The sequence below is a fragment of the Candidatus Fokinia cryptica genome (genome assembly GCF_034359305.1).
Taxonomy (GTDB): Bacteria; Pseudomonadota; Alphaproteobacteria; order Rickettsiales; family Midichloriaceae; genus Fokinia; species Fokinia crypta.
In genome coordinates, this window is record NZ_CP110343.1 from 576182 (window position 1) to 599337 (window position 23156).

At 34.1% G+C, this 23156-nt stretch carries 17 protein-coding genes; 8 read left to right on the top strand and 9 right to left on the bottom strand.

Annotated features, from left to right (window positions below; genetic code table 11):
- Positions 1-851 (top strand): coiled-coil domain-containing protein (locus Fokcrypt_RS02660; protein WP_323721995.1); only part of this gene is annotated, 851 nt, incomplete at its 5' end.
- Positions 852-886: 35 nt separating this feature from the next.
- Here the strand turns inward: Fokcrypt_RS02660 and Fokcrypt_RS02665 are convergent.
- From Fokcrypt_RS02665 to Fokcrypt_RS02680, 4 genes are all read right to left on the bottom strand, one after another.
- Entirely contained in the window at positions 887-1681 is a 795-nt protein-coding gene (locus tag Fokcrypt_RS02665) for a TatD family hydrolase (protein ID WP_323721996.1), read from the bottom strand.
- Positions 1682-1684: 3 nt separating this feature from the next.
- Positions 1685-2125 carry a 50S ribosomal protein L11 gene (rplK, locus tag Fokcrypt_RS02670; protein ID WP_323721997.1) on the bottom strand — a complete coding sequence of 147 codons (441 nt, stop codon included), beginning with the start codon at positions 2123-2125 and terminating at the stop codon, positions 1685-1687.
- 39 nt (positions 2126-2164) lie between these two features.
- Positions 2165-2533 (bottom strand): 50S ribosomal protein L19, encoded by a 369-nt coding sequence (rplS, locus tag Fokcrypt_RS02675; protein WP_323721998.1) that lies wholly within the window; start codon positions 2531-2533, stop codon positions 2165-2167.
- Positions 2534-2619: 86 nt separating this feature from the next.
- Positions 2620-3309: a VirB8/TrbF family protein gene (locus tag Fokcrypt_RS02680; protein ID WP_323721999.1), complete on the bottom strand. Its 690-nt coding sequence runs from the start codon at positions 3307-3309 to the stop codon at positions 2620-2622.
- 54 nt (positions 3310-3363) lie between these two features.
- On the opposite strand from Fokcrypt_RS02680, the gene folE reads away from it, so the two are divergent.
- Positions 3364-3939, top strand: coding sequence for a GTP cyclohydrolase I FolE (gene folE, locus Fokcrypt_RS02685; protein ID WP_323722000.1), 576 nt, complete (start codon positions 3364-3366; stop codon positions 3937-3939).
- Here folE and Fokcrypt_RS02690 read toward each other — a convergent pair.
- Positions 3922-4548, bottom strand: a complete 627-nt coding sequence (locus Fokcrypt_RS02690; RefSeq protein ID WP_323722001.1) for an RsmD family RNA methyltransferase — start codon at positions 4546-4548, stop codon at positions 3922-3924. The genes folE and Fokcrypt_RS02690 overlap by 18 nt on opposite strands.
- A 71-nt stretch (positions 4549-4619) precedes the next feature.
- On the opposite strand from Fokcrypt_RS02690, the gene Fokcrypt_RS02695 reads away from it, so the two are divergent.
- From Fokcrypt_RS02695 to Fokcrypt_RS02720, 6 genes are all read left to right on the top strand, one after another.
- Positions 4620-5078, top strand: a complete 459-nt coding sequence (locus tag Fokcrypt_RS02695; RefSeq protein WP_323722002.1) for an Rrf2 family transcriptional regulator — start codon at positions 4620-4622, stop codon at positions 5076-5078.
- Entirely contained in the window at positions 5059-6201 is a 1143-nt protein-coding gene (locus tag Fokcrypt_RS02700; RefSeq protein WP_323722003.1) for a cysteine desulfurase family protein, read from the top strand. The genes Fokcrypt_RS02695 and Fokcrypt_RS02700 overlap by 20 nt, the downstream gene beginning before the upstream one ends.
- 23 nt (positions 6202-6224) lie before the next feature.
- Positions 6225-7454 carry an IscS subfamily cysteine desulfurase gene (locus tag Fokcrypt_RS02705; protein ID WP_323722522.1) on the top strand — a complete coding sequence of 410 codons (1230 nt, stop codon included), beginning with the start codon at positions 6225-6227 and terminating at the stop codon, positions 7452-7454.
- A 48-nt stretch (positions 7455-7502) separates the two neighbouring features.
- Positions 7503-7898, top strand: coding sequence for a Fe-S cluster assembly scaffold IscU (gene iscU / locus Fokcrypt_RS02710; RefSeq protein WP_323722004.1), 396 nt, complete (start codon positions 7503-7505; stop codon positions 7896-7898).
- A 72-nt stretch (positions 7899-7970) separates the two neighbouring features.
- Positions 7971-8672 (top strand): 7-carboxy-7-deazaguanine synthase QueE, encoded by a 702-nt coding sequence (locus Fokcrypt_RS02715; protein ID WP_323722005.1) that lies wholly within the window; start codon positions 7971-7973, stop codon positions 8670-8672.
- Positions 8673-8743: 71 nt separating this feature from the next.
- Positions 8744-11296 carry an ATP-dependent Clp protease ATP-binding subunit gene (locus Fokcrypt_RS02720; RefSeq protein ID WP_323722006.1) on the top strand — a complete coding sequence of 851 codons (2553 nt, stop codon included), beginning with the start codon at positions 8744-8746 and terminating at the stop codon, positions 11294-11296.
- Positions 11297-11322: 26 nt separating this feature from the next.
- Here Fokcrypt_RS02720 and aspS read toward each other — a convergent pair whose 3' ends face one another.
- The 4 genes from aspS to rpoB form a co-directional block, all read right to left on the bottom strand.
- Positions 11323-13116, bottom strand: coding sequence for an aspartate--tRNA ligase (gene aspS, locus Fokcrypt_RS02725; protein ID WP_323722523.1), 1794 nt, complete (start codon positions 13114-13116; stop codon positions 11323-11325).
- 120 nt (positions 13117-13236) lie between these two features.
- Positions 13237-14421, bottom strand: a complete 1185-nt coding sequence (locus tag Fokcrypt_RS02730; RefSeq protein ID WP_323722007.1) for an acetyl-CoA C-acetyltransferase — start codon at positions 14419-14421, stop codon at positions 13237-13239.
- 124 nt (positions 14422-14545) lie between these two features.
- Positions 14546-18730 carry a DNA-directed RNA polymerase subunit beta' gene (gene rpoC, locus Fokcrypt_RS02735; RefSeq protein ID WP_410519736.1) on the bottom strand — a complete coding sequence of 1395 codons (4185 nt, stop codon included), beginning with the start codon at positions 18728-18730 and terminating at the stop codon, positions 14546-14548.
- Between the two features lie 47 nt (positions 18731-18777).
- Positions 18778-23103 (bottom strand): DNA-directed RNA polymerase subunit beta, encoded by a 4326-nt coding sequence (rpoB, locus tag Fokcrypt_RS02740; RefSeq protein ID WP_323722009.1) that lies wholly within the window; start codon positions 23101-23103, stop codon positions 18778-18780.
- Between the last annotated feature and the right edge of the window lie 53 nt (positions 23104-23156).

Here is a 23156-nt window from a genome sequence, read left to right on the forward strand (position 1 = left end):
ACGATAAAGAACTCCAAGAAGCTCAGAACAAACACAATGAAGAACTCAAACAAGTTCAGGATAAACACGATAAAGAACTCCAAGAAGCTCAGAACAAACACAATGAAGAACTCAAACAAGTTCAGGACAAACACAATGAAGAACTCAAACAAGTTCAGGATAAACACGATAAAGAACTCCAAGAAGCTCAGAACAAACACAATGAAGAACTCAAACAAGTTCAGGATAAACACGATAAAGAACTCCAAGAAGCTCAGAACAAACACAATGAAGAACTCAAACAAGTTCAGGATAAACTGACACAAAATGAGAGCGAACTACAAAAAACTCAGCAAGAACTCTCACAAAACAAAGAAGAGCTTCAAAAGACTCAGCAAGAACTACAACGAGCTCAGCAAGAACTCTCACAAAACAAGGACGAAAAGATAATAAAAGAAAATGAATTAGAACAACTTATAGCAGAAACGAAATCATTAAAAATGCAGCTAGAAACGGAAAAAGATAAAACAATAACTGAGAAACAATTACGAGAAAATAATGAATTAGAGCTACAACAAATGCAAATTAAGCAAAAAGAGTTAGAACTACAACATATAGAAGAAAAAAATGAGTTGCAAAAAAAACACATAGAATCACTTAAAAGAGAGGATTCTTTACAAGATAAACTTCAAGCAATAATGAAACAAATGCAAGTAGTAACATATAAATTAGAATTAGAACAGAAAAGAATAGCAGATCAATCTCCACCCCTTGATAAAGTGAGTAATATCGTAAAAGAAGTATCAAAGACACCATCGGAGAATGAGTATAAAAAAGGAGAGCCAATTAAACCTAAAGAACATCAAAGATAATACAATTACTCGAAATTCAATAAAAGCTTAAATTTTTAAAAAAACTGTTCACATTTATTCTTTTTACCAAATAACGTGAAGAAGTTATTCGTAGTTATTTTACCTACTTCTTCTATACTCATCTTACGTATTAGCCCAATTTTTCTTGCTACTTCTATAACATTTGCTGGAGAATTTACTTTTCCCCTATAAGGAACGGGAGCGAGATAAGGAGAATCTGTTTCGATGAGAATCTTATCTATTGGTATTTTTGAAGCACACTCTCGTAACATATCAGCACTATTAAAAGTTATAATTCCCGAAAATGATATGTAAAAACCTAATTCTATATAGCTAATAGCCATATCATATGTGCCGGTAAAACAATGCATTACCCCTCTTACCTTTCCCTTAAATCTTCGAAGCACTTCTAACATTTCATTGTGTGCTTCTCTCTGATGTATAACGACTGGTAAATCGTGCATTACAGATACTTCTAATTGATGCTCAAATACACTAATTTGCTTTAATTTATCAACATCTGATAAATGAAAGTCTAAACCAATTTCTCCTATACCTATCACTTTATGATGTGACAAATATTTTTCAAAATCACATACTGTAACATTATCTTCTACAACATTTAATGGATGAACTCCTATTGTACAAAAGATACTATCATTCACTTCTGCCATACTGCACACATCATCCCACTCACTTCTTTTAGTAGAAATAGTATTCAGAAGAAATACGCCAGCACGATGCGCACTCTCTATCAAAGATGGTAGCTCTCCTACAAAAATATCAAAATTCAAATGACAGTGAGAATCAACGAATATTCGAGGGTACATCCTTTAATCTTCCACGCACAGCCCCATAGATCTAGCAGTACCTTCGACAACCTTCATAGCAGCTTCTAAATCATCTACTCCTATATCCTCCATTTTAACAGTAGCAACCCTTCGTACAGCTTCTTTTGTAATTTTGATAAATTCATCACGCCCAGGAGCTTTTGCACCACTTTCAAGTTTTGCTTCTTCTTTCAATAAGAAAGAAACAGGAGGCTGTTTTATTTCAAATTTGAAGGAACGATCAGAATAAGCCTGAATCATTACAGGTATTGGAGTTCCCTTTTTCATCCCAGAAGTTCTATCATTAAACTCCTTGCAAAAAGCAGCTATATTAAGACCCTTCTGACCAAGAGCTGGCCCTATAGGGGGAGAAGGAGTCGCAGCAGCCGCTGGGACTACAAGCTTTATCATTCCCACCAGTACTACATTCTTACTACCTTTCATATTAAAATTAAAAATAAGATATGTTAATAAAAAGACATGCTACTTACTACTACGCGAATAGTTATTCTCAGCCTTAATACGAGCTGCTTTCCCTCTTAAATTTCTAAGATAGTACAACTTAGCGCGTCTCACACGTCCTACTTTCATCACTTCTATCTTAGTTACTATTGGAGAATGAAGCAAAAACACTCTCTCAACTCCTTCATCATCAACTATTTTTCTGACTCTAAAAGTAGATGAGAAGCCATTGTTATGACGGGCTATGCAAATACCTTGAACTATTTGTATACGCTCGTTATTACCATCCTTAATTCTGACATGAACTTTTAGTGTATCACCACTTTTAAAACGAGGATGTTGTTCTGATATTGCTCTTTTTTTCTCGATGTAACTTTCAAGTAAATTCATGGTAGGAACACACAATTACAAGATAGCGTGAGTATAGTGAAAGCTATAAATAAAGTAAACCTCAATTATTGCACTAGCTTATAAACTTACATTACTTCATACCTCACAACTAGGAAACCAAATTCACTATCTCCACGAAGTACAGCGCTCGCATCTGACATTTGAAATTCGATATGTATTCTAGATTTTTGAATGTTCTGAACATTTCCCAATACATCCTTTTCGCATGATTCAAACTCTACAATACAATTTGAAGGTACATCATTATAAGGTAAAAACATAACTCGAATCATAGTAATAGCCTTACTTTTAGAATTTCCATAAAGTAATATTGGACTATCAGAATTTTCGCTTGGTTCAATAATACTTCTGTAATCATCTGCAACCATTTCTGAAGATATAGCAAATACTTTTTTCAGCGTATTTTCTCTCAATTTTTCATTCATTAATGATGGAGTGTACGTTTCTCTCAGGATTACGTAGTGTTGAAGTATATATTCTGCAATAGAAGCATTAATATCAGATTGTACATTCAATGGTCTTACTTTTTTTAAAGTAAGAGCTGCATTTTCGTTGTATAGTACAAATGATCGTTTTTTGACCTGAGCACCATTCAAATACGTTGAGATATTTAATGCTAGGGCAGCAGAAACTAAAAGTAATACTATTGACAAGTAAACAAAATCTCTATATTGCGATAGGTATTTTGTAAAATACCAACATCGTACATCGTCAAAATATTGCTGTAGATCTATTTTATCTGTACTGTTATTCATAATGATAAATACGTATGCATAATCCAAGATTAATTAAAATTTACGTAAAGAGAAATGTCAAAAACAAAAGAACATGAAATCGAAAGTGCAATAAGAGGAATACTCGAATATATAGGAGAAAACCCTGAAAGAGAAGGATTATTAGAGACTCCAAAGAGAGTAATCAAAGCATTCAAGGAATATTTTAGCGGATATTATCAAAATCATCACGAGATACTAGGAAAAACTTTTACAGAAACTGCAGGATATAGTGATATGATCTCTCTCACAAATTTAAAGGTAGAATCTCATTGCGAACATCACATCGCTCCAATAATAGGGCATGCTGTTATTGCATACATTCCTAAAAATGCAGTAGTTGGAATCAGTAAAATTTCGAGACTAGTATCGATGTATTCCCATAGATTACAACTACAAGAGAGGCTTACAAAACAAATATTAGATGCAATCGACGAAGTATTACAACCACATGGTACAGCGGTATATATATCAGCTTCTCACTCATGCCTCTCAAAAAGAGGAATACATGACGATGCAGCAATAGTTAAAACATTTGCGTTTAGTGGATATTTTCTAAATTTAGAACTTGATTATAAAAAAAGATTTGTTGAATTAATTCAACATATTTGAGCGATATATCATGTATATTAATGTTGTATCTCCGTACTTTTTTTGTTTTACATTATACATTTGTTTATGTGATTCAGTTAATATCTTAACTACATTTAATGCATCTTTTGATGGTACTTCATAAAATATCATTCCACCTTCTTTCATAATATTAAAGCGAGTTAACAATCTCGATATGTGTTCCACATTACTTATTGATACTTCATATGGAGGATCAAAGTACAATATATCGTACATTTGCTTTAGATGCGGGATTATATTTCTGAAATCATTTTTTATCACTTCAATCGAATTGCTGAATTCTACGTATATTTTCGTGAACCTCGCAACATTTGTAAGTATTTGAGAATAGGCTTTTTTTTCCATTTCTATCATTGTAACGGCATTAATTCCGTTTGAAAGGGCTTCAAGTGAGCATGCTCCCGTACCTGCACAAACATCAAGAAAATTACTCTTTTCAAGTACCATAGAACTACTACGCAGTATATTAAATACGGCTTCTTTTATAATGCTTTTCGTTGGTTTGTAACCTGAAACGTTTTGTACAGTAGATGTCATGATCGAAAAACCTTTACATTTACCTGATAAAATCTTCATTCTCAAATACATGACTAAAAAAGTTGACTATTATATGAACGACATATAAAAGTTGTATAGTACGTATGCTTCGATAGCCTTATATGTTTATCACTACCAGAACACAATATGCGGTAATAGCTTTATTGGAATTACAAAGTAACGAAGGTAAGTATATAACGTTATCAAGCATCGCTGACAAGCACTTCATAGAACTTTCATATCTTGAAGTAATATGTACAAAATTGAGAAGGAATGGAATTCTCAAAGCTGCTAAAGGTCCTGGTGGAGGATACTCTCTCGTAAAACCTGCTAATCAAATCTCTCTCTTGTCGATTCTTATGGCTACCGGAGAAAGAATAAAATTGACTAGATGTAACGGAGAATATGGGTGTATGAAAAACAATCAAAAATGTGAAACACATGAATTATGGAGCAGTATGGAAAAACATATCAAAGATTATCTTCACTCTATAAACCTACCTTCCATTAAGGACAGTTCTGGATGTAATTTAATGCGGAAAATTATTTCTCAGTATAGTAATGATATACCTAGATCATAACGCTACTACATATCTAGATGAAGATGTATTAGCTTTCTTGAGGAAAATAGAAGGAAAACCACAAAATGCATCATCTACACATTCTTATGGCGAAGATGCAAAGCGAAAACTAAATTCTGCAAGAACAAATATACTAGAAGCGCTTGAATGCGATCAGAAGCTTTACAATGTAATTTTCACATCTTCCGGAACAGAAGCAAATAATATTGTGATCAATAGTTTAACACATAATAATTACAATATACTTACATCTGCTACTGAACATAAATCTGTTCTAGAGCCAATTAAACACGCAGCAAAGCATGAAGTAATAAATGTTCAACCAAATGGAACACTTGATCTATCTGAGTTAGAGAGAGCGATTACTCAATTCAAAAAGCATAGTGATAAAGTAGCAATATCTGTAATGTATGCAAATAACGAAACAGGCATTATTCATCCATTTAAAGAAATATATGCACTTACTCAAAAGTATGAATGCATACTCCATACTGATATATCACAAGCACTAACACGAATACCTCTCTCCTTTTATGAGATAAAAGCAGATTACATTACATTTAGTGGGCATAAAATAGGAGCGATGACAGGCACAGGTTGCCTGATATTTGGAAATCGCATGCCTATACAAAAAATAATGTATGGTGGAGAACAAGAATATGGTGTAAGACCTGGTACTCAAAACTCGATAGGTATAGTAACTCTTGAAATTGCACTACAAAATATCTCTCAGAAAGTCCAACAAATGGATACTAATGTCAGAATTTTAAGAAATAAAATTGAGAAAAAATTACTAGAATACAGTACTTCTTTGGATATTAGCAGGATTTTTCTTGTAGGAAATAAAGCAGAAAGAATACCAAACACATCATGTATTGGAATAACAGGAGTAGATAATAATACTCAAGCAATAATATTAGATATGATGAAATGTTCAGTTGGTATAGGTGCAGCTTGCTCTTCTGGAATAACGGAAGCTTCTCACGTTCTATTAGCAATGAAATATTCATTAGAAGAAGCGAAAAGTACTATTAGAATCAGTTTAGGAAGGAAGAATACAGATGCTGAGATAGAGACTTTTATCAATTCATGGAAAAGTATGTATTCAAAAGTCACTTCATGAAAAACAAATTTATAATTACTAGAATGACAAGAAATAAAATATATATGGATTATCAAGCAACTACCCCAACAGATCCAAGGGTGTTACAGGTAATGCTACCATTCTTTTCAGAGAAATTTGGTAATCCCCATTCTCGAAGTCATGCGTTTGGATGGGAGTCCGAAAATGCTGTAGAAGAAGCACGATTAGCCGTTGCTAGTGTTATTAATGCATCTCCTGATGAAATTATTTTCACTTCCGGGGCTACAGAATCTAATAATATTGCACTCAAGGGAGTTGCACGATTTTACCATAAAAACTTTCACAAAGAAAAAAACCACATTATCACTTTAGTTACTGAACATAAATGCATTTTAGACTCTTGTAGAAGTTTAGAAGATGAGGGAATTGAAGTAACTTACCTGCCGGTTGAAGCAAACGGAATACTTAATCTTGATACTTTAAGAAATGCTATTAGGCCTAATACCATATTAGTATCCGTAATGATGGTAAATAATGAAATAGGAGTAATACAACCAATAAAATCAATAGGAGAAATCTGTAGAGCAAAAGGCGTAATGTTTCATACAGATGTAGCTCAAGCATTTTGTAAATTACCAATAAATGTCAAAGAAATGTGTATTGATATGCTAAGTATCTCAGGTCATAAAATATATGGCCCCAAGGGGATAGGAGCTCTTTTTATCAGTAAACAACCAACAAGAGTAAGATTACACCCTTTAATGAGTGGAGGCGGACAAGAACGAGGAATGAGGTCAGGAACGTTACCGACTCCACTCGTGGTAGGCTTGGGAGAAGCTGCTAGATATGGACTTCAGGATATGCAAAAGGACTATGAGCATGTATCGTCTCTAGGGAGATATTTTATCCAAGAGATGCTTGAAATACCACATGTAATACTGAATGGAAGTATTAGTGAACGCTATCCAGGCTGTATAAATCTTAGTTTTGCATATGTGGAAGGGGAATCTTTGATACTAGCACTAAAAGATATTGCAGTATCCTCAGGATCGGCATGCACATCAAATTCTCTTGAACCGTCTTACGTAGTTCAAGCTTTAGGTGGAGATAAAGATTTAGCTCATTCTTCAATAAGATTTGGATTTGGTAGATTCACTACATTAGAAGAAGTTAATATAACAATACAATCTGTAAAGAATGCCGTTTCAAAATTAAGAGATATGAGTCCGTTATGGGATATGGTTCAAGATGGCATCGATCTTTCTTCAATAAATTGGAAAAGCGATCACTGAACTATTACATAAGCAATCTTTATAATTTTATAATTAATATTTAAACATATGGCATACAATAACAAAATAATTGATCACTACGACAATCCGCGTAATGTAGGTTCATTCTCAAAAAATGAGAAAAATGTTGGAACTGGTCTAGTGGGAGCTCCATCTTGTGGGGATGTGATGAAATTACAGATTAAAGTAGATCCGCAAAATAATATCATACAAGAAGCTAGATTTAAAACATTTGGATGTGGTTCTGCTATTGCAGCTAGTTCATATGCAACAGAGTTATTAAAAGGTAAAACTATAGATGAGGCTTTGAATATTAAGAATGAAGATATATTAGAAGAATTATCTTTACCACCAGTCAAAATCCATTGTTCTATACTTGCAGAAGAAGCTATCAAAAGTGCAGTTCAAGATTGGAAAGAAAAATGTGAACATCCTGTTGAATAACTTACAGCACTTGCCTATTAAAGTTATTTACAGCACACTGTATGACGTATAATAAAAAATCCAATACATAGTATGTTTGGAGAGAATGAAAAATTAAGTATAGAAAATAAAGATGGGAGGCAACTTAAAGTAACGGAAATCTTCTCTACTATTCAAGGAGAAGGTCCTAACGCTGGAAGAGTAGCTATATTTATTAGATTAAGTGGATGCAATCTAGCTTGCTCTTTTTGCGATACCAAATTCGATCGATATACACAGCTTACAATTCAAAATATTTTAAAGAAGGTACTTCATGAAAGGAGTAAAATTACTTCTTTCACTGATGGAAAAACTTTACCTAGTATTGATAAAATTTTGGTAGTTATCACTGGAGGCGAGCCATTTAGACAAAATATCGGAGCTCTGTGCGAAATTTTACAAGAAAATGGCTTTGAAGTTCAAATTGAGACAAATGGAACATTATATTTCAAAATACCGGATAATACTACGATAGTATGTTCTCCTAAGATAACAAATAAAGTATATCATCCCATAAGAGAAGATGTACTTCAAAAAACAATCGCTCTAAAATTTATCATTTCTTGTCATCTAGAAGGATATGATGATATTCAAGAAATTGGACAACAAGCATTTAATATTCCTGTATATGTGCAACCAATGGATGAATATGATTTAAAAAAGAACAAGCGAAATATTGATAAAACTATCAAAATTGCAATGAAACATAATGCAATTGTCTCAATACAATTACATAAAGTAATGGATATTAGGTAGTACAGTGTTTTCATTTGAAAATATCTTTCCGCAACATAAATATACTTATAATTAATGTATATATTCGCACAATGAAACAAGAAAGATTCACTAATAAAGCTCTAGAAGCGTTTAGAGATGCTCAATCTAAAGCTTTAAATTCTAATCACCAAACTATTACTCCAGAGCATTTAACATATGGTTTATTACAACACGACAACATTATAATATTAGCAATACTTGCTTCATCAAATATCACAAAAGAAGAGCTACTTCATAAAATAGAAGAGAATTTACAAAAATTACCGGTCGTTATAGATATAAATCATAACCTCAATATGTCGAATGCACTAGCTAAAGTAGTAGCAAAAGCAGAAATGTTAACAAAAGAGCATAACGATGCATTTATTACTAGCGAAGTACTATTTATAGCTCTTGCATGCACTTATAGTACGGTTGTATCTGAGTCTCAAATAAATGAAAGTAACGCAATTGCAATTTTAAAATCTTATCGAATGTCAAAAAAAATTACCTCTCAAAATGCAGAAGACATAATGGATGCTATCAAGAGATATACAGTAGATCTTACAGATAAAGCACGTGATGGTAAGTTAGATCCGGTAATAGGTCGAGATGAAGAAATAAGACGTACAATACAAATACTTGCACGTAAAAGCAAAAATAATCCAGTCCTTATAGGAGAGCCAGGAGTTGGAAAAACAGCTATCGTAGATGGATTAGCTCAAAGGATTATTGCAAAAGATGTCCCAGAAAGTTTACATAATGTCTCAGTAAAGGTATTAGACTTAGGAGCGTTAATAGCAGGTGCTAAATTTAGAGGAGAATTTGAAGAGAGGCTAAAGACCGTATTAAACGAAGTATCAGAGATTGGAAATATCATACTGTTTATAGATGAGATGCATACACTTGTTGGAGCAGGAGCTGCTGAAGGAACAATGGATGCATCTAATCTCTTAAAACCAGCACTTGCTAGAGGAGAATTACATTGTATTGGAGCTACAACTCTCGTAGAATATCGAAAATATATAGAGAAAGATGCTGCACTTGCCAGAAGATTTCAGCCCATTTATTTATCTCCGTGCACAGTAGAAGAAACTATATCGATACTTAGAGGAATAAAAGAAAAGTATGAAGCTCATCATGGAATTCATATATCAGATAATGCTATAATCAGTGCTGCAAAGCTATCGGATAGATATATAAATTCCCGTTTTCTACCTGATAAAGCTATAGATCTTATAGATGAAGCTGCAAGCCATATTAGAATGCAAGTTGAAAGCAAGCCAATGGCATTAGAAGATGTAGAAAGAAAAATAATGCAAATGCAAATTGAAAAAGCTGCACTAATGAAAGAGCAGAATGAACAAGTAATGGAACGTATTGAAAAGATAAACAAAACCCTTGAAGAGCTACAGCAGCAATGTTCTGTCATTGCTTCCACTTGGAGTGCTGAAAAGAGGTATTTAGAAGAACGAAAATTACTAAAAGAACAGCTTGAAAAAGCTAAAATCTTAATGGAAAAAGCAGAAAGAGAAGGAGATTTTACTAAAGCAGGAGAATTGAAATATGATATCATACCATCAATAGAAACTAAGGTAGCGGAATTCTCTAGCAAAGAAAGTAAAATTTTAAAAGAGGTAGTAGATGAGTTTGAAATAGCTTCCATCATTTCAAAATGGACAGGAATACCAGTAAATTCTCTAATAGAAACAGAAAAACAAAAACTTCTAGGAATGAAAGAACATCTATCAGAATTTGTAATAGGACAAGAAAAGGCAATAGATGCAATTAGTAATGCTGTAATACTTTCAAGAACTGGATTATCTGAACCAAATAAACCTATTGGTGTATTCTTATTTCTTGGTCCAACAGGAGTTGGAAAAACAGAACTTGCTAAAGCTTTAGCATTATTTTTATTTAACGATGAGAGAGCTTTGTTACGTATAGATATGTCTGAATATATGGAAAAACATTCTATATCGAGATTAATAGGAGCTCCTCCGGGATATGTTGGATATGATGAAGGTGGACTATTAACTGAATCTATACGTAGAAGACCATATCAAGTTGTTTTACTTGATGAAATCGAGAAAGCACACTACGATATATTTAATATATTTCTGCAAATTACCGATGATGGAAGAATCACCGATTCACAAGGAAGAACGATTGATTGTAGAAATACCATAATAATTATGACATCTAATATCGGCTCAGAATTTATATTATCTAAATCAATGAATGAACTAGAAATAGAAAATGCCACATATGAAAATATGAAAAACTTTTTTAAGCCAGAATTCATTAACAGAATAGACAAAACGATAATATTTCATAGATTAACTCTAGACGACGTTGCTAAAATCACTAAATTGCAACTTAAAAAATTCTCTAAAATGCTATATGAAAAAGCAATCGGCTTTGAAGTTAGCGAAGCTGCTATCTCGTGGATTTCTAGTAACGGATATGATAGTACATACGGAGCACGCCCTCTAAAAAGATTAATACAAACAGAAGTGAAGCAAAAAATTGCTAATATAATGTTGAATGAAAATATAATAGAAGGTAGTACAATTGTTGTTGATTGCATCAGCAATTCTATTGTAGTAACGACAAAAACATAAAGAGTGATATTAACCCCATATACCTATTAATTTCTAACAATAAGCTCTCTAAGCATACTCCTCATCTCACGTAATTGTTGTTGTGTGAGAGCTGTTGGAGCACCCATTAATGTATCTTCTCCATTCTGATTAAGTGGAAATAATATTATATCTCTCAAATGTTTTTCTCCGGCCAATAACATAATCATTCTATCAATACCAGGAGCTATACCACCATGTGGAGGTACTCCGTACTTAAGAGCTGTTACAATAGGCTTAAAATTATCACTTACAGTATCTCTATTATATCCAGCTTTTTCAAAACATTTATACAACAACTCTAAATCATTATTTCTTATCGCTCCACTTGATAATTCAACACCATTACAGACAATATCGTACTGATATCCTTTGATAGTAAGCATTTCCTCCGTAGATCGCGCATTATCAATCACTTCATGCCCTCCTATAGGCATTGAAAATGGATTGTGAGAAAAAACTATCCCATCTGAGAATTCATACATTGGAAAATCTACTATCCAACAAAATGCAAATTTATTTTCATCAATCATATTAAGCATTTCTGCAATTTTCACTCTTAGCTTGCCAGATAATTTCTCTGCATTTTGTTTTGTATCACATACAAAAAAACATGTATCAAATTCCTTATAAATTCCTTCAGAATGAATTTTATTTAGTACTTCTCCAGTAATAAATTTAGCTATAGGCCCTTTAAATACTCCATCATCACCCCATGTAATATAAGCTAACCCTTTTGCTCCAAGCTCTTTTTCTGCGAATTGAGAAATAGAATCATAAAATGAACGTGGTTGTCCTTGACATTTTGCCGGAATTACACGTATAAGGCTTCCACTCTGAACTGCATTTTTAAATATAGAGAAATCAGAATTTTTAAATTCCGCCGTAAAATCACATATTTTTATATTTATCCTCAAGTCAGGCTTGTCTGTTCCATACATAAGAATAGCATCATCATAAGAAATTCTCGGAAAAACACCTTTTACTACTTTTTCTTCTCCTCCAAATTTTACAAAAATATCTCTTATTATAGGCTCTATAGTATTTAATACGTCATCTTGCTCTACAAATGCCATTTCTATATCTAATTGATAAAATTCACCTGGAGCCCTATCAGCTCTACTATCTTCATCTCTGAAACATGGTGCAATTTGAAAATAGCGATCAAAACCTGAATACATAACAAGTTGCTTAAACATTTGAGGTGCCTGAGGGAGAGCATAAAACTTACCTGGATGTAGCCTACTTGGTACTAAGAAATCCCTCGCACCTTCTGGAGAACTTGCGGTTAAAATTGGGGTTTGAAATTCAGTAAAGCCATTTTCGAACATCTTGTTTCTGATATAGCGTATAACGTCGCTTCTTAATAACATTCTTTGCCTCATCCACTCCCTTCTAAGATCTAAAAATCTATATCTAAGCCGCAATTGTTCAGATACGTCAGACGCACTTAAATCGAAGGGAAGTAGAGCAGCTTGCGATAATACATTACAAGATTTTATTAGCACCTCAATTTCACCAGAATTAAGAGCCTTATTCATATTATTCTCAGCTCTCTTTACAATAAGACCTTTTACTGTAATTACGCTTTCAACGGAGATACTCTTCACTAAATCTACTAACGCATTACTCTCAGAATCATCCGAAATTACACATTGTATTATACCATGAGCATCATGTAAATCGATAAAACATAGCCTCCCATGATCACGCTTGGTTCTAACCCAACCGGATATTGTAATCTCTTGCCCAATGTTATCTATTGATAATTCGGTCGATATATGAGTTCTATACTTTGACAGTAATTTTTTCATTATTACAACTTACAAACAATATTACCGATAGAAGGCTAGTATACTACATTGGCAAGGTCAAATATTAACACAATTTATAAACGTGATAAAACAGTGCTACTACATAATTTACACTGTAATACACATGGCTACTCCCATACCGCCACCTACACATAAAGTAGCTAATCCTTTTCCTCCGCCTCTTCTACGTAAGGCATGTATAAGCGTTACTAGTATTCTAGCACCTGAAGCCCCTATTGGATGCCCTAAAGCAATTGCTCCTCCATTGACATTTACTATACTTTCATTCCATAACATTTCTTTATTTACCGCTATTGCTTGAGCAGCAAAAGCTTCATTCGCTTCAATTAAATTCAAATCTGCAACTTTCCATCCGGCATACTGCAGTGCTTTTTGTGATGCTAAAACGGGACCTATACCCATAATAGAAGGTTCAACACCTGATTGAGCAAATGATTCTATTGTAGCAAGTATAGGTAATTTTCTACTTTTGGCATAAGATTCAGATGTAAGAACAACATACGCTGCACCATCATTGATAGGAGAAGAATTTCCAGCCGTTACTGTACCATTTTTTTGGAAAGCAGGACGAAGAGTAAAGATTTTTTCAAGATCACTTGATTTCACTGATTCATCCGAAGAGAACACTATTTCATCTTTTTTATGATCTTGCATAACAATTGGAACTATTTCATCGAGAAAAGCACCATTTTTTCTAGCAACATTTGCTTTTTCTTGTGATTTCGTAGCAAAAAAATCCTGTTCTTGACGGTTGATATTATATTTTACCGCAAGATTTTCAGCGGTAATCCCCATATGAATATTATTAAATGGATCCAAAAGACCATCAAATATCATAACATCCTGCAATGAAGCATTACCAAGCTTTACAGCATTACGTAAATGCGTAGCATGAGGTACCTTAGACATACTTTCTTGACCTCCAGCTATTACTATGCTCTTCTCATCACTGTGAGAATTCAATATAGAATTCATACCAAGATATATAGCTTTTAAACCAGAACCGCATACCTGATTTACAAGCCAAGCTGGGGTATGTATTGGTATTTTAGCGCCTATAGAAAGTTGCCTAGCAGGATTTTGTCCACATAATGCTGTTAATACTTGACCTACAATCACTTCGGTGACTTCTTGCTGTTTAAGCCCTACTTCTAATAGCAACTTGTCAATCACCTGTATACCTATCTCATGAGCATGCAGCTTCTTTAGACTACCACAGAGTGTACCAATCGGACTACGCTTTGCTCCTACTATAACAACCTTATTATACATATTATTAATAAATCAAATCGTTAGCTTCTCTTAAAGCTTATGATAAAATTATATAATACACCAAAATTTAATACAATAAGAAGTTATGCAAAACGATTACATATTACTATCATATAAAAAAGAGTTACTGTGCCCTTTTAGCAGTTACACTAGAAGCAACCTGATTCATAACTTTCGCAGCAGTTTGCTCAGCCTCTTTTTTCTCTAAATCCTCTATAATTTGATCGGCATTCTTGACCATTAAATCATAGTGAAAGCCCGTACCAGCTTTAATAAGCTTTCCACATATAATACTAGCTTTCAAACTTTGAGCATAATCTCTTTTCCCTTTTATCGCGGCTTCAATTAGAACATTAGTAGTTTCTTGGAAAGAAGCAGCAGCCAAGAAAGAAGGATTAGTTACAGCTATGCTACTTATTCCTTGTAATACAGTTTTAACCTGTGGAGGGATGAAGTGATAGGTAAGGAGTTTTGCATTTTTCTGAGAGCGAATCAAATCGTCTTCGCTTATAATCTCACCTTCGACTAAATTTGTGCCACCAGACTTAACTACTTCCATTCTTCCCATCATCTGACGTAATAATACCTCTATATGTTTATTATGAATGTTGACACCTTGTAATCTATAGACTTGTTTAATTTCGGATATCATATATCTAGCGAGAGCTTCTTTACCAAGCACGCTTAAGATCTCACTAGGAGAGACATCACCCTCTACTAATAAAGCTCCACGTTTTACAAATTCTTCTGGATTTACAACTATATTTCTATATCTAGGAACAAAATATTCATATAATTTATCACTTCCATCTGCAGGTTTTACTACAAGTCGTTTCTTAGATTTATAATCTTTTCCAAAGCTTATTACTCCATCTACTTCACTTATAATTGAGTGTTCTTTTGGTTCTCTTGCTTCGAATAGTTCTACTACTCTTGGTAATCCTCCTATAATATCCCTTGCTTTAGACGAGCCTTTTGGTACTCTCGCCATAATATCTCCTACCTCTACTCCCTGTCCCTCCGTTACACTTAATACCCCGTCTTTTGGTAATCGGTACCTAACTATCGTGTCATCCGCATATCTTATAGGGTCGTTATTCTCATCTAAAATCATGATACTAGGCTCTAATTTCACATCTCTTCTATTGCACTCTGTTACTACAATTGTAACACGACCAGTAATATCGTCAAAAATTTCATTAATCGTTACTCCGTCTACAAAATCTACAAATTTCACCCTTCCTTTCTTTTCCGTAATTACAGGAACCGTTAAAGGCTCCCATTCAGCGATAGTAGTACCAATCGTAACTCTATCTCCATCCCTAAGCAACATCCTAGAACCATAAGGAATTTTATAAACTGCTTTAGGATAATTGACTTCATCTACAACTACGGCTTCACAATTTCTACTCATTACAATAACTTCTCCATTCTTACGAGTGACAAAATTTTGATGCTTGACCCGTAAGATACCATTATGTGAGCTAACAACAAACGATTCTACGTCTGATTGTTGCACCGCACCACCTATATGGAAAGTTCTCAGAGTAAGCTGAGTACCAGGTTCACCAATAGATTGAGCTGCTATTACACCAACTGGTGTCCCCAAATCTACTAACCTATCACTCTTATATGCTAAATCAGCACCATAACAAACACTACATATGCCGCTATTAGGAGCTTTACAAAACAAAGAAGATCTTACACCTATCGAATCAATACCATTTTCTTCAAGTAGTACAATATCTTTAGGATTAAGAACTTTCCCTTTAGATAAAAGAAGCTTACCATCATTTCTACTAAATACATCATGGGCTAACGCTCTTCCAGATGCCATAGCTGCAAAAGTAGATACCATCTCTCCACCATCTATCTCTGCCGAACAACTTAAAAATTCTTCTGTACCACAGTCATACATATTCACTACGCAATCTTGTGCAGCATCAATCAATCTTCTCTCTAAGTAACCTGAATCAGCAGTTTTCAGTGCAGTATCAACTAACCCCTTACGAGCCCCATAAGTAGAGAGGAAATACTCTATAGGAGTAAGTCCTTCTTTAAAATTAGAAAGTATTGGAGTTTCAATAATAGTACCATCAGCACGAGCAATAAGTCCACGAGCACCAGATATTTGTTTCAACTGAGCAGGAGAACCTCTAGCTCCTGACGCAATCATCATCCATAATCCGTTACCCCTAGCTTTGGCATCACTTTGTAAAGCGAATACCACATCATTACCTATACTTTCGTTACATCTTAACCACGCATCTACCGCTTTGTTATACTTCTCACCGGAAGTAATAAAACCATTTTGATACTGTTGTTCATAAAGTTCGATTTCTTTTGTTGTTACATCTATATGCATTTTCTTTGAATCGGGAACAACTAAATCATTTTTACATATAGAAATTCCGGAAATTGTTGCATAACGAAAACCTAATTCCATTATTGCATCAAGAAACTCTGCTACAAAATCTAATGAAGTAAATTCATGGATATGCTCAACAAGCTCTCCAATCTCTTTCTTTGTGAGAACTCTATTTGCATATTCTATATGTATTTCAGGATGATCAGGCAATTTTTCCATTACTAGTACTCTTCCAGGTGTTGTTGTAATAACCTTCATGATTACATTTCCGTCAATATCATAAAGTCTTTTTCTAAAGTTGATTTTTTTATGTAATGGAATTTTTTTATGAAATAGAGCTAATTTCATATCTTGAATGGAATAAAATATCGGCACTTCAGCACCTTCCTCTTCATCCATACCTAGCGTTAAATAGTATAAACCTAACACCATATCTTTCGCTGGAGTCATTATACATTGCCCATTCGCTGGATTTAAAATATTCTTAGACGAATGCATTAATAGTAATGCTTCAATTTGGGCTTCTATTGTAATTGGCAGATGTACAGCCATCTGATCTCCATCAAAATCTGCATTAAATGCAGCACATACAAGAGGATGCAACTTAATTGCAACTCCCTCAACTAACACAACTTCAAACGCTTGAATACCAAGTCTATGAAGTGTAGGAGCACGATTCAAAAGTACAGGATGATCTCTGACTACTTGAGGTAATATCTTCATGACTACCGGATCATGTCGCTCTACCAAATATTTTGCCTTTTTAAAAGTTGTTACCTTACCTGACTTTTCTAATGCAGCTATCAAAAAAGGTCTAAATAGCTCTATCGCCATATGGTATGGTAATCCACATTGATGTAGCCTAAGATTGGGTCCTACAACTATCACTGCACGACCTGAATAATCTACACGTTTTCCTAAAAGATTTTGTCTAAATCTACCTTGTTTTCCCTTTAGCATATCCGTTAGAGATTTCAGAGGTCTCTTGACACTCCTTCCCATAACTCTATTACCTTTATTTTCTATAAGAGTATCAACTGCCTCTTGTAACATTCTCTTTTCGTTACATACAACAATATCGGGAGCATTCAAATCTAAAAGCTTCTTCAACCTGTTATTCCTGTTAATAACTCTACGATAAAGTTCATTTAAATCAGAAGTAGCAAATCTTCCACCCTCTAACGGAATAAGAGGTCTAAGATCAGGCGGCATTACTGGAAGTGCATCCAATACCATGAAAGAAGGAGAATTTTTAGACTCAATAAAATCTTCAATTATCGATAATCGCTTCTTCAGTTTGGTTCTTTTAAGCTCCGAACCCGTCTGAGATATGGCTTCAAGAATACGTTTGCGTTCATATTTTACGTCAAGATCAGAAAGCAAATACTTTATTACTTCTGCTCCCGTGCCAGCCTTAAACGATCCATCTTCACATTGTCTAGTAGCATCCTTAAATTCCATTTCTGAAATGATATCGCCTTTTTTAAGCTGAGTATTAGAAGGCTCTAATACTATGTGATTCTCGAAATATATTATTTTTTCTAAATCTGATGCAGAAATATCAAGCAATAACCCTATCCTACAAGGTAAAGAACGAAAATACCACGTATGAACTACTGGTACCGCAAGCATAATATGTCCCATTCTACGTCTTCTTTCACTTGCTGATGTTACTTCAACTCCGCATTTATCACATACTATTACGTTGTATTTCATTCCTTTATACTTACCACACAGACATTCATAATCTTTTAGAGGACCGAATATACGAGCACAAAAAAGCCCTCCTAATTCAGGCTTATAACTTCTATAATTTATAGTGTCTGGCAATAAAACTTCTCCATAAGACCAAGCTAAAACATCACTAGGTGAAGCAAGCGTTACATGTACACTATTGAAATCTGTTCTACTAAACATACCTATATTTTGCGATGTATACATAGCCATTAAAATTTAAATAATTGAAAGATACAAAAAAAACTCTAAGCTCACGATTTCACTTCAACATCATCTTTTTTTATCTCTATATCCTTTACTTTAGTCACACCACGAGAATGAAATCCCTCATCATAAGATAACTTAACATGCAATCCAAGAGATCTCATTTCACTTAAAAGAATGTAACTAGACTCTGGCATAATAGTGCAATAATTCATAGCACGAATATGCTCCATAAGTTTACATATATCCCTAAACGCAGCATTTCGTCCATCTACAGAATCTGATTTAATAGTCAGCATCTCATATAAATTATACGCTGCTCCATATCCTTCTAATGCCCATACCTCCATTTCTCCTAAACGCTGTCCACCACCCTTAGCTTTTCCTCCTAAAGGCTGTTGCGTTATACATGCATGAGGACCTGTAGCTCTAACATGATATTTTTCTTCACTTAAATGATGTAACTTTAACATATACAGTACACCAACCGTTATCTCCATTTCAAAATATTCTCCAGTTTTTCCATCTCTTAACTTCACTTGCCCTGAAGTGCTAATACCACAATCCTTAAGAAGAGCATCCACATCATGCTCTTTCACACCATCAAATATTGGAGTTGCGATGGGAATACCATTACCCATCTCTTTCGTTAATCTTATCAAACTATCAGAAGATAAGCTTTTTAAAACCTTTACTATGGAAGAAGGCGAATAACATCTCTCATTCTGTTTGATAGCATCAATAATGACTTCACATGAATCCACATTAACGTTACTATCATCGTCATTCATGATCCCCCAACCTATACCTAAATTTTTCTCTTTTTCTTCTTGTTTTATATTTCCCAAGTAAAAATTTATAACTGTATCTCTCAATTTCTCTACATCTTCAAACTTAAGACCAGATGCAATTGCTTTCTCTCTCAAAGATTTTATTTTCGCACCAAAAGCAACCAATCCTCTACCAAGAGTTACTTCCCATATTTGCCCTATATTCATCCTGGAAGGAATACCAAGTGGGCTCAATATAATATCGATCTTCGAACCATCTTCCATAATAGGCATGTCCTCCTCTGGTACTATAATTGAAACAACTCCCTTATTTCCATGCCTACCGGCCATTTTATCTCCTACGCGTAATCTACGCTTTACCATAACATAAACTTTAATTACTTTTAGATCTTCCGAATGCAAAGTATCGTCTTCGTTAATCTGAGCAACACGAGCCTCAAAATCCGCACTTAACTTATCTTTTTTAATTGTAAGAACTTTCTTCAAATTATCTAATTTACTAGCTACAACATCATCTATTACATCTAGCTCAAACCACTTTTCTTTATCTAAACTATCCAAAGCTATTTGTGTAATAACCTCTTTAGTATTTTTATTAATTTCTTGTCCTAAAAGGATACTTTTCAACTCATCATATACAAATTCTTCAAGCAATCTTACGTATTCTTCATATTCTCTAGTAGCATTATTAATAGCTCTACATCTCATAATGGATAATTCGTCATCTGAATCCGCTCCTTTTTTTACAAAAATTTCAACACCTATTACTACACCTCTTACTCCAAAAGATGTTCTTAGAGAAGAATCTCTAACATCGGATGATTTAGAGCCAAAAATTGCTCTCAATAACTTCTCTTCTGGGGTAACTGGAGCTTCAGGCTGAGGAGTAACTTTTCCAACTAATATCATATTGTCCGTATCAATTACACAACCTGGCATTACAACTCCATATTCATCTAAATGATTTAGTAAATTTTCTGATACATTTGGAATATCACGAGTTACGCGCTCTGGTCCCAATCTTGTATCTCTCACTATGCATTCTATCCTCTCTATGTGAAAAGACGTGAAATAATCATCTCTTACTACCCTTTCAGATACTATAATGGCATCTTCATAATTCCAGCCATACCAACTCATATATGCGACTTTTATATTCATGCCAAGAGCTAACTGCCCATATTCAGTACAACAATCAGCTAAAACACTGCCTTTTACTACAAAATCACCTAATTTAACCGTAGGCTTTTGATTGTAACAAGTAGATTGATTACTACGTAAATATTTGTTCAGATTATAAATATCAAAATCAGTTTTTTGTCCTTCGCTTACTCTTCTAATGATAATTTTAACGGCATCTACATAAACTACTACCCCTGACTCTTTAGCTTTTACCATCATATCAGAACTTTGAGCAACTGCTTTTTCCATTCCAGTACCTATAAGAGGCGTTTGAGGACGCATTAACGGAACTGCTTGCCGAAGCATATTAGAAGCTGTCAACGCCCTTACAGCATCACAATTTTCAATAAAAGGTATGAGAGAAGCAGAAACAGAAACATGTTGCTTTGATGCAATTTCCATATATTTCGGTACATTCTTATTTACATAAACTCTAGCACCATTAAACCTGCACTCTACAGTAGGATTAACAAACTCATTATTATCATCAACTGCTTCTGTTGCTTGAACTATCAATGTGTCAATATCCTCCAATGCAGATAAATATTCTACCTCATTTGTGACAACTCCATTTATTATTTTACGATAAGGAGCTTCTAAAAATCCATGACGCCCAACTCTTGCATATAAAGCTAAATTATTTATCAAACCAATATTTTTACCTTCTGGAGTTTCTATAGAACATATACGCGAATAATACGTTCTATGAGCATCCCTTGCAGAACCTGGAGCATTATCATGAGTAAGACCACCAGGACCTAAACACGAAATACGTCTTTTCTCACTGATACTAGACAATATATTAGTTTGCGCCATGTAATTACATAACACGGAAAGATTGAAGAACTCAAACAACATTAGTGAAAGAAATTTATAATTCACCAATTCATAAGGATTAAACGCTTCAATATTATCAACAGATGACATTTTATCTAAAATGCTCTTTCTCATCCTTGTTAAGTTAGAAGAACATTGAGCTTCAAAAAGATCTGCTACTCTCCTTACTCGCCTATTACCGAGATTATCTTGATCATCCGGAGTACCACCGTTATCCATAAAAAAACATAACTTCTTCACTATAGCTATGATATCTTCAATAGTGAGATGATGAACATTTAGAGGAACTTCTGTCCTGTTGGTGAGATTCATCTTCATTCTACCAACATCTGATAAATCGTATCCATACTTACCAGAGAAAAACATATCATGCAGCAAATTAGCACCAGATTCCGGCATCACTTCTCCAGGTTTTAAAATGCGATAAGCCTGTACTACTGCTTCCTCAGTGCTTTTTGCTGGATCGGCAATCATCGTATCTCTAATATAATATCCTCCTCCAGGATTAGGAACTGCAATCAATGTAAAACATCTATTCTCTTTCAATTTTTCTATTTCAGCCAAAATTTCTACTGTAACTCTAGTACCAGCTTCTACAAGCACATCTCCATCATCATCAAGTACATCATACATGAAATATCTACCTTCTAAGCTTTGAGAAGGAAAAATGCAGTATAATCTATCTTTCCTCTGCTCACAATTTTCTATCACTTTAGGAGAAATTCTATCACCTGGCTTCAAAAAATCCTCACCACTTACAACATCAAAAACCGTAAAATTGAGCATTCTATTTCTATACTCCAGATGATTAAAGCTCTTACGCCACATACCTATAGCATGATACTCGCAACACTCTTTATCGTAAAAAGTCTCAAATATCTGCTTCGTACTAAAATTTAAAGCTCTAAATAATGTAGTAAGAGGAAATTTTCTGCCTTTTTCGCTCTTACACATTATGATACCACTTGCTTTAAACTCTATTGTTAGCCAAAACCCAGAACGTGGAACTATAACAACAGAATAGAGATATCTACCACTTGGATTACTTTTTCCTTCATCGTGAGTGTATAACACACCAGGAGAACGGTGTAACTGAAGTATTACAACTTTTTCTACTCCATTTATTACGAATGAACCACTTTCAGTAATAAGTGGTATATCCCCAACATAAACTTCTTGCTCAGTAATACTTTTAATCTCTCTTCCATTCTCTTTCTTTTCCCAAGTAACTAGCCGCAATTTAACAATTAAAGCACCAGAATATGAAGCATTTCCACGTCTTTTACATTCTTGAGGAGAATACTTAGAAGGATTTATCCTATATCCCATATACTCTAAAGTTGCATTACCCTCATTACTCTCTATGGAAAAAATAGAGCGTAACAACTTTTCAAGACCTACATTCTCTCTTTTATCCTGCTCAACGTCTAATTGTAGAAAATCACGATAAGAATCTATTTGAGTAGATATCAAATCATTTTCTCCGAAAACATCACTCAAGCATGTACGACCATAGAATTTACGCAATCTGGCAAACTCAGCAAGTAAAAATGTATCCTTCATTCTGAAAAACTCAATTTATTAAAATCTTGAACCATTACACTAAATCACGAAAA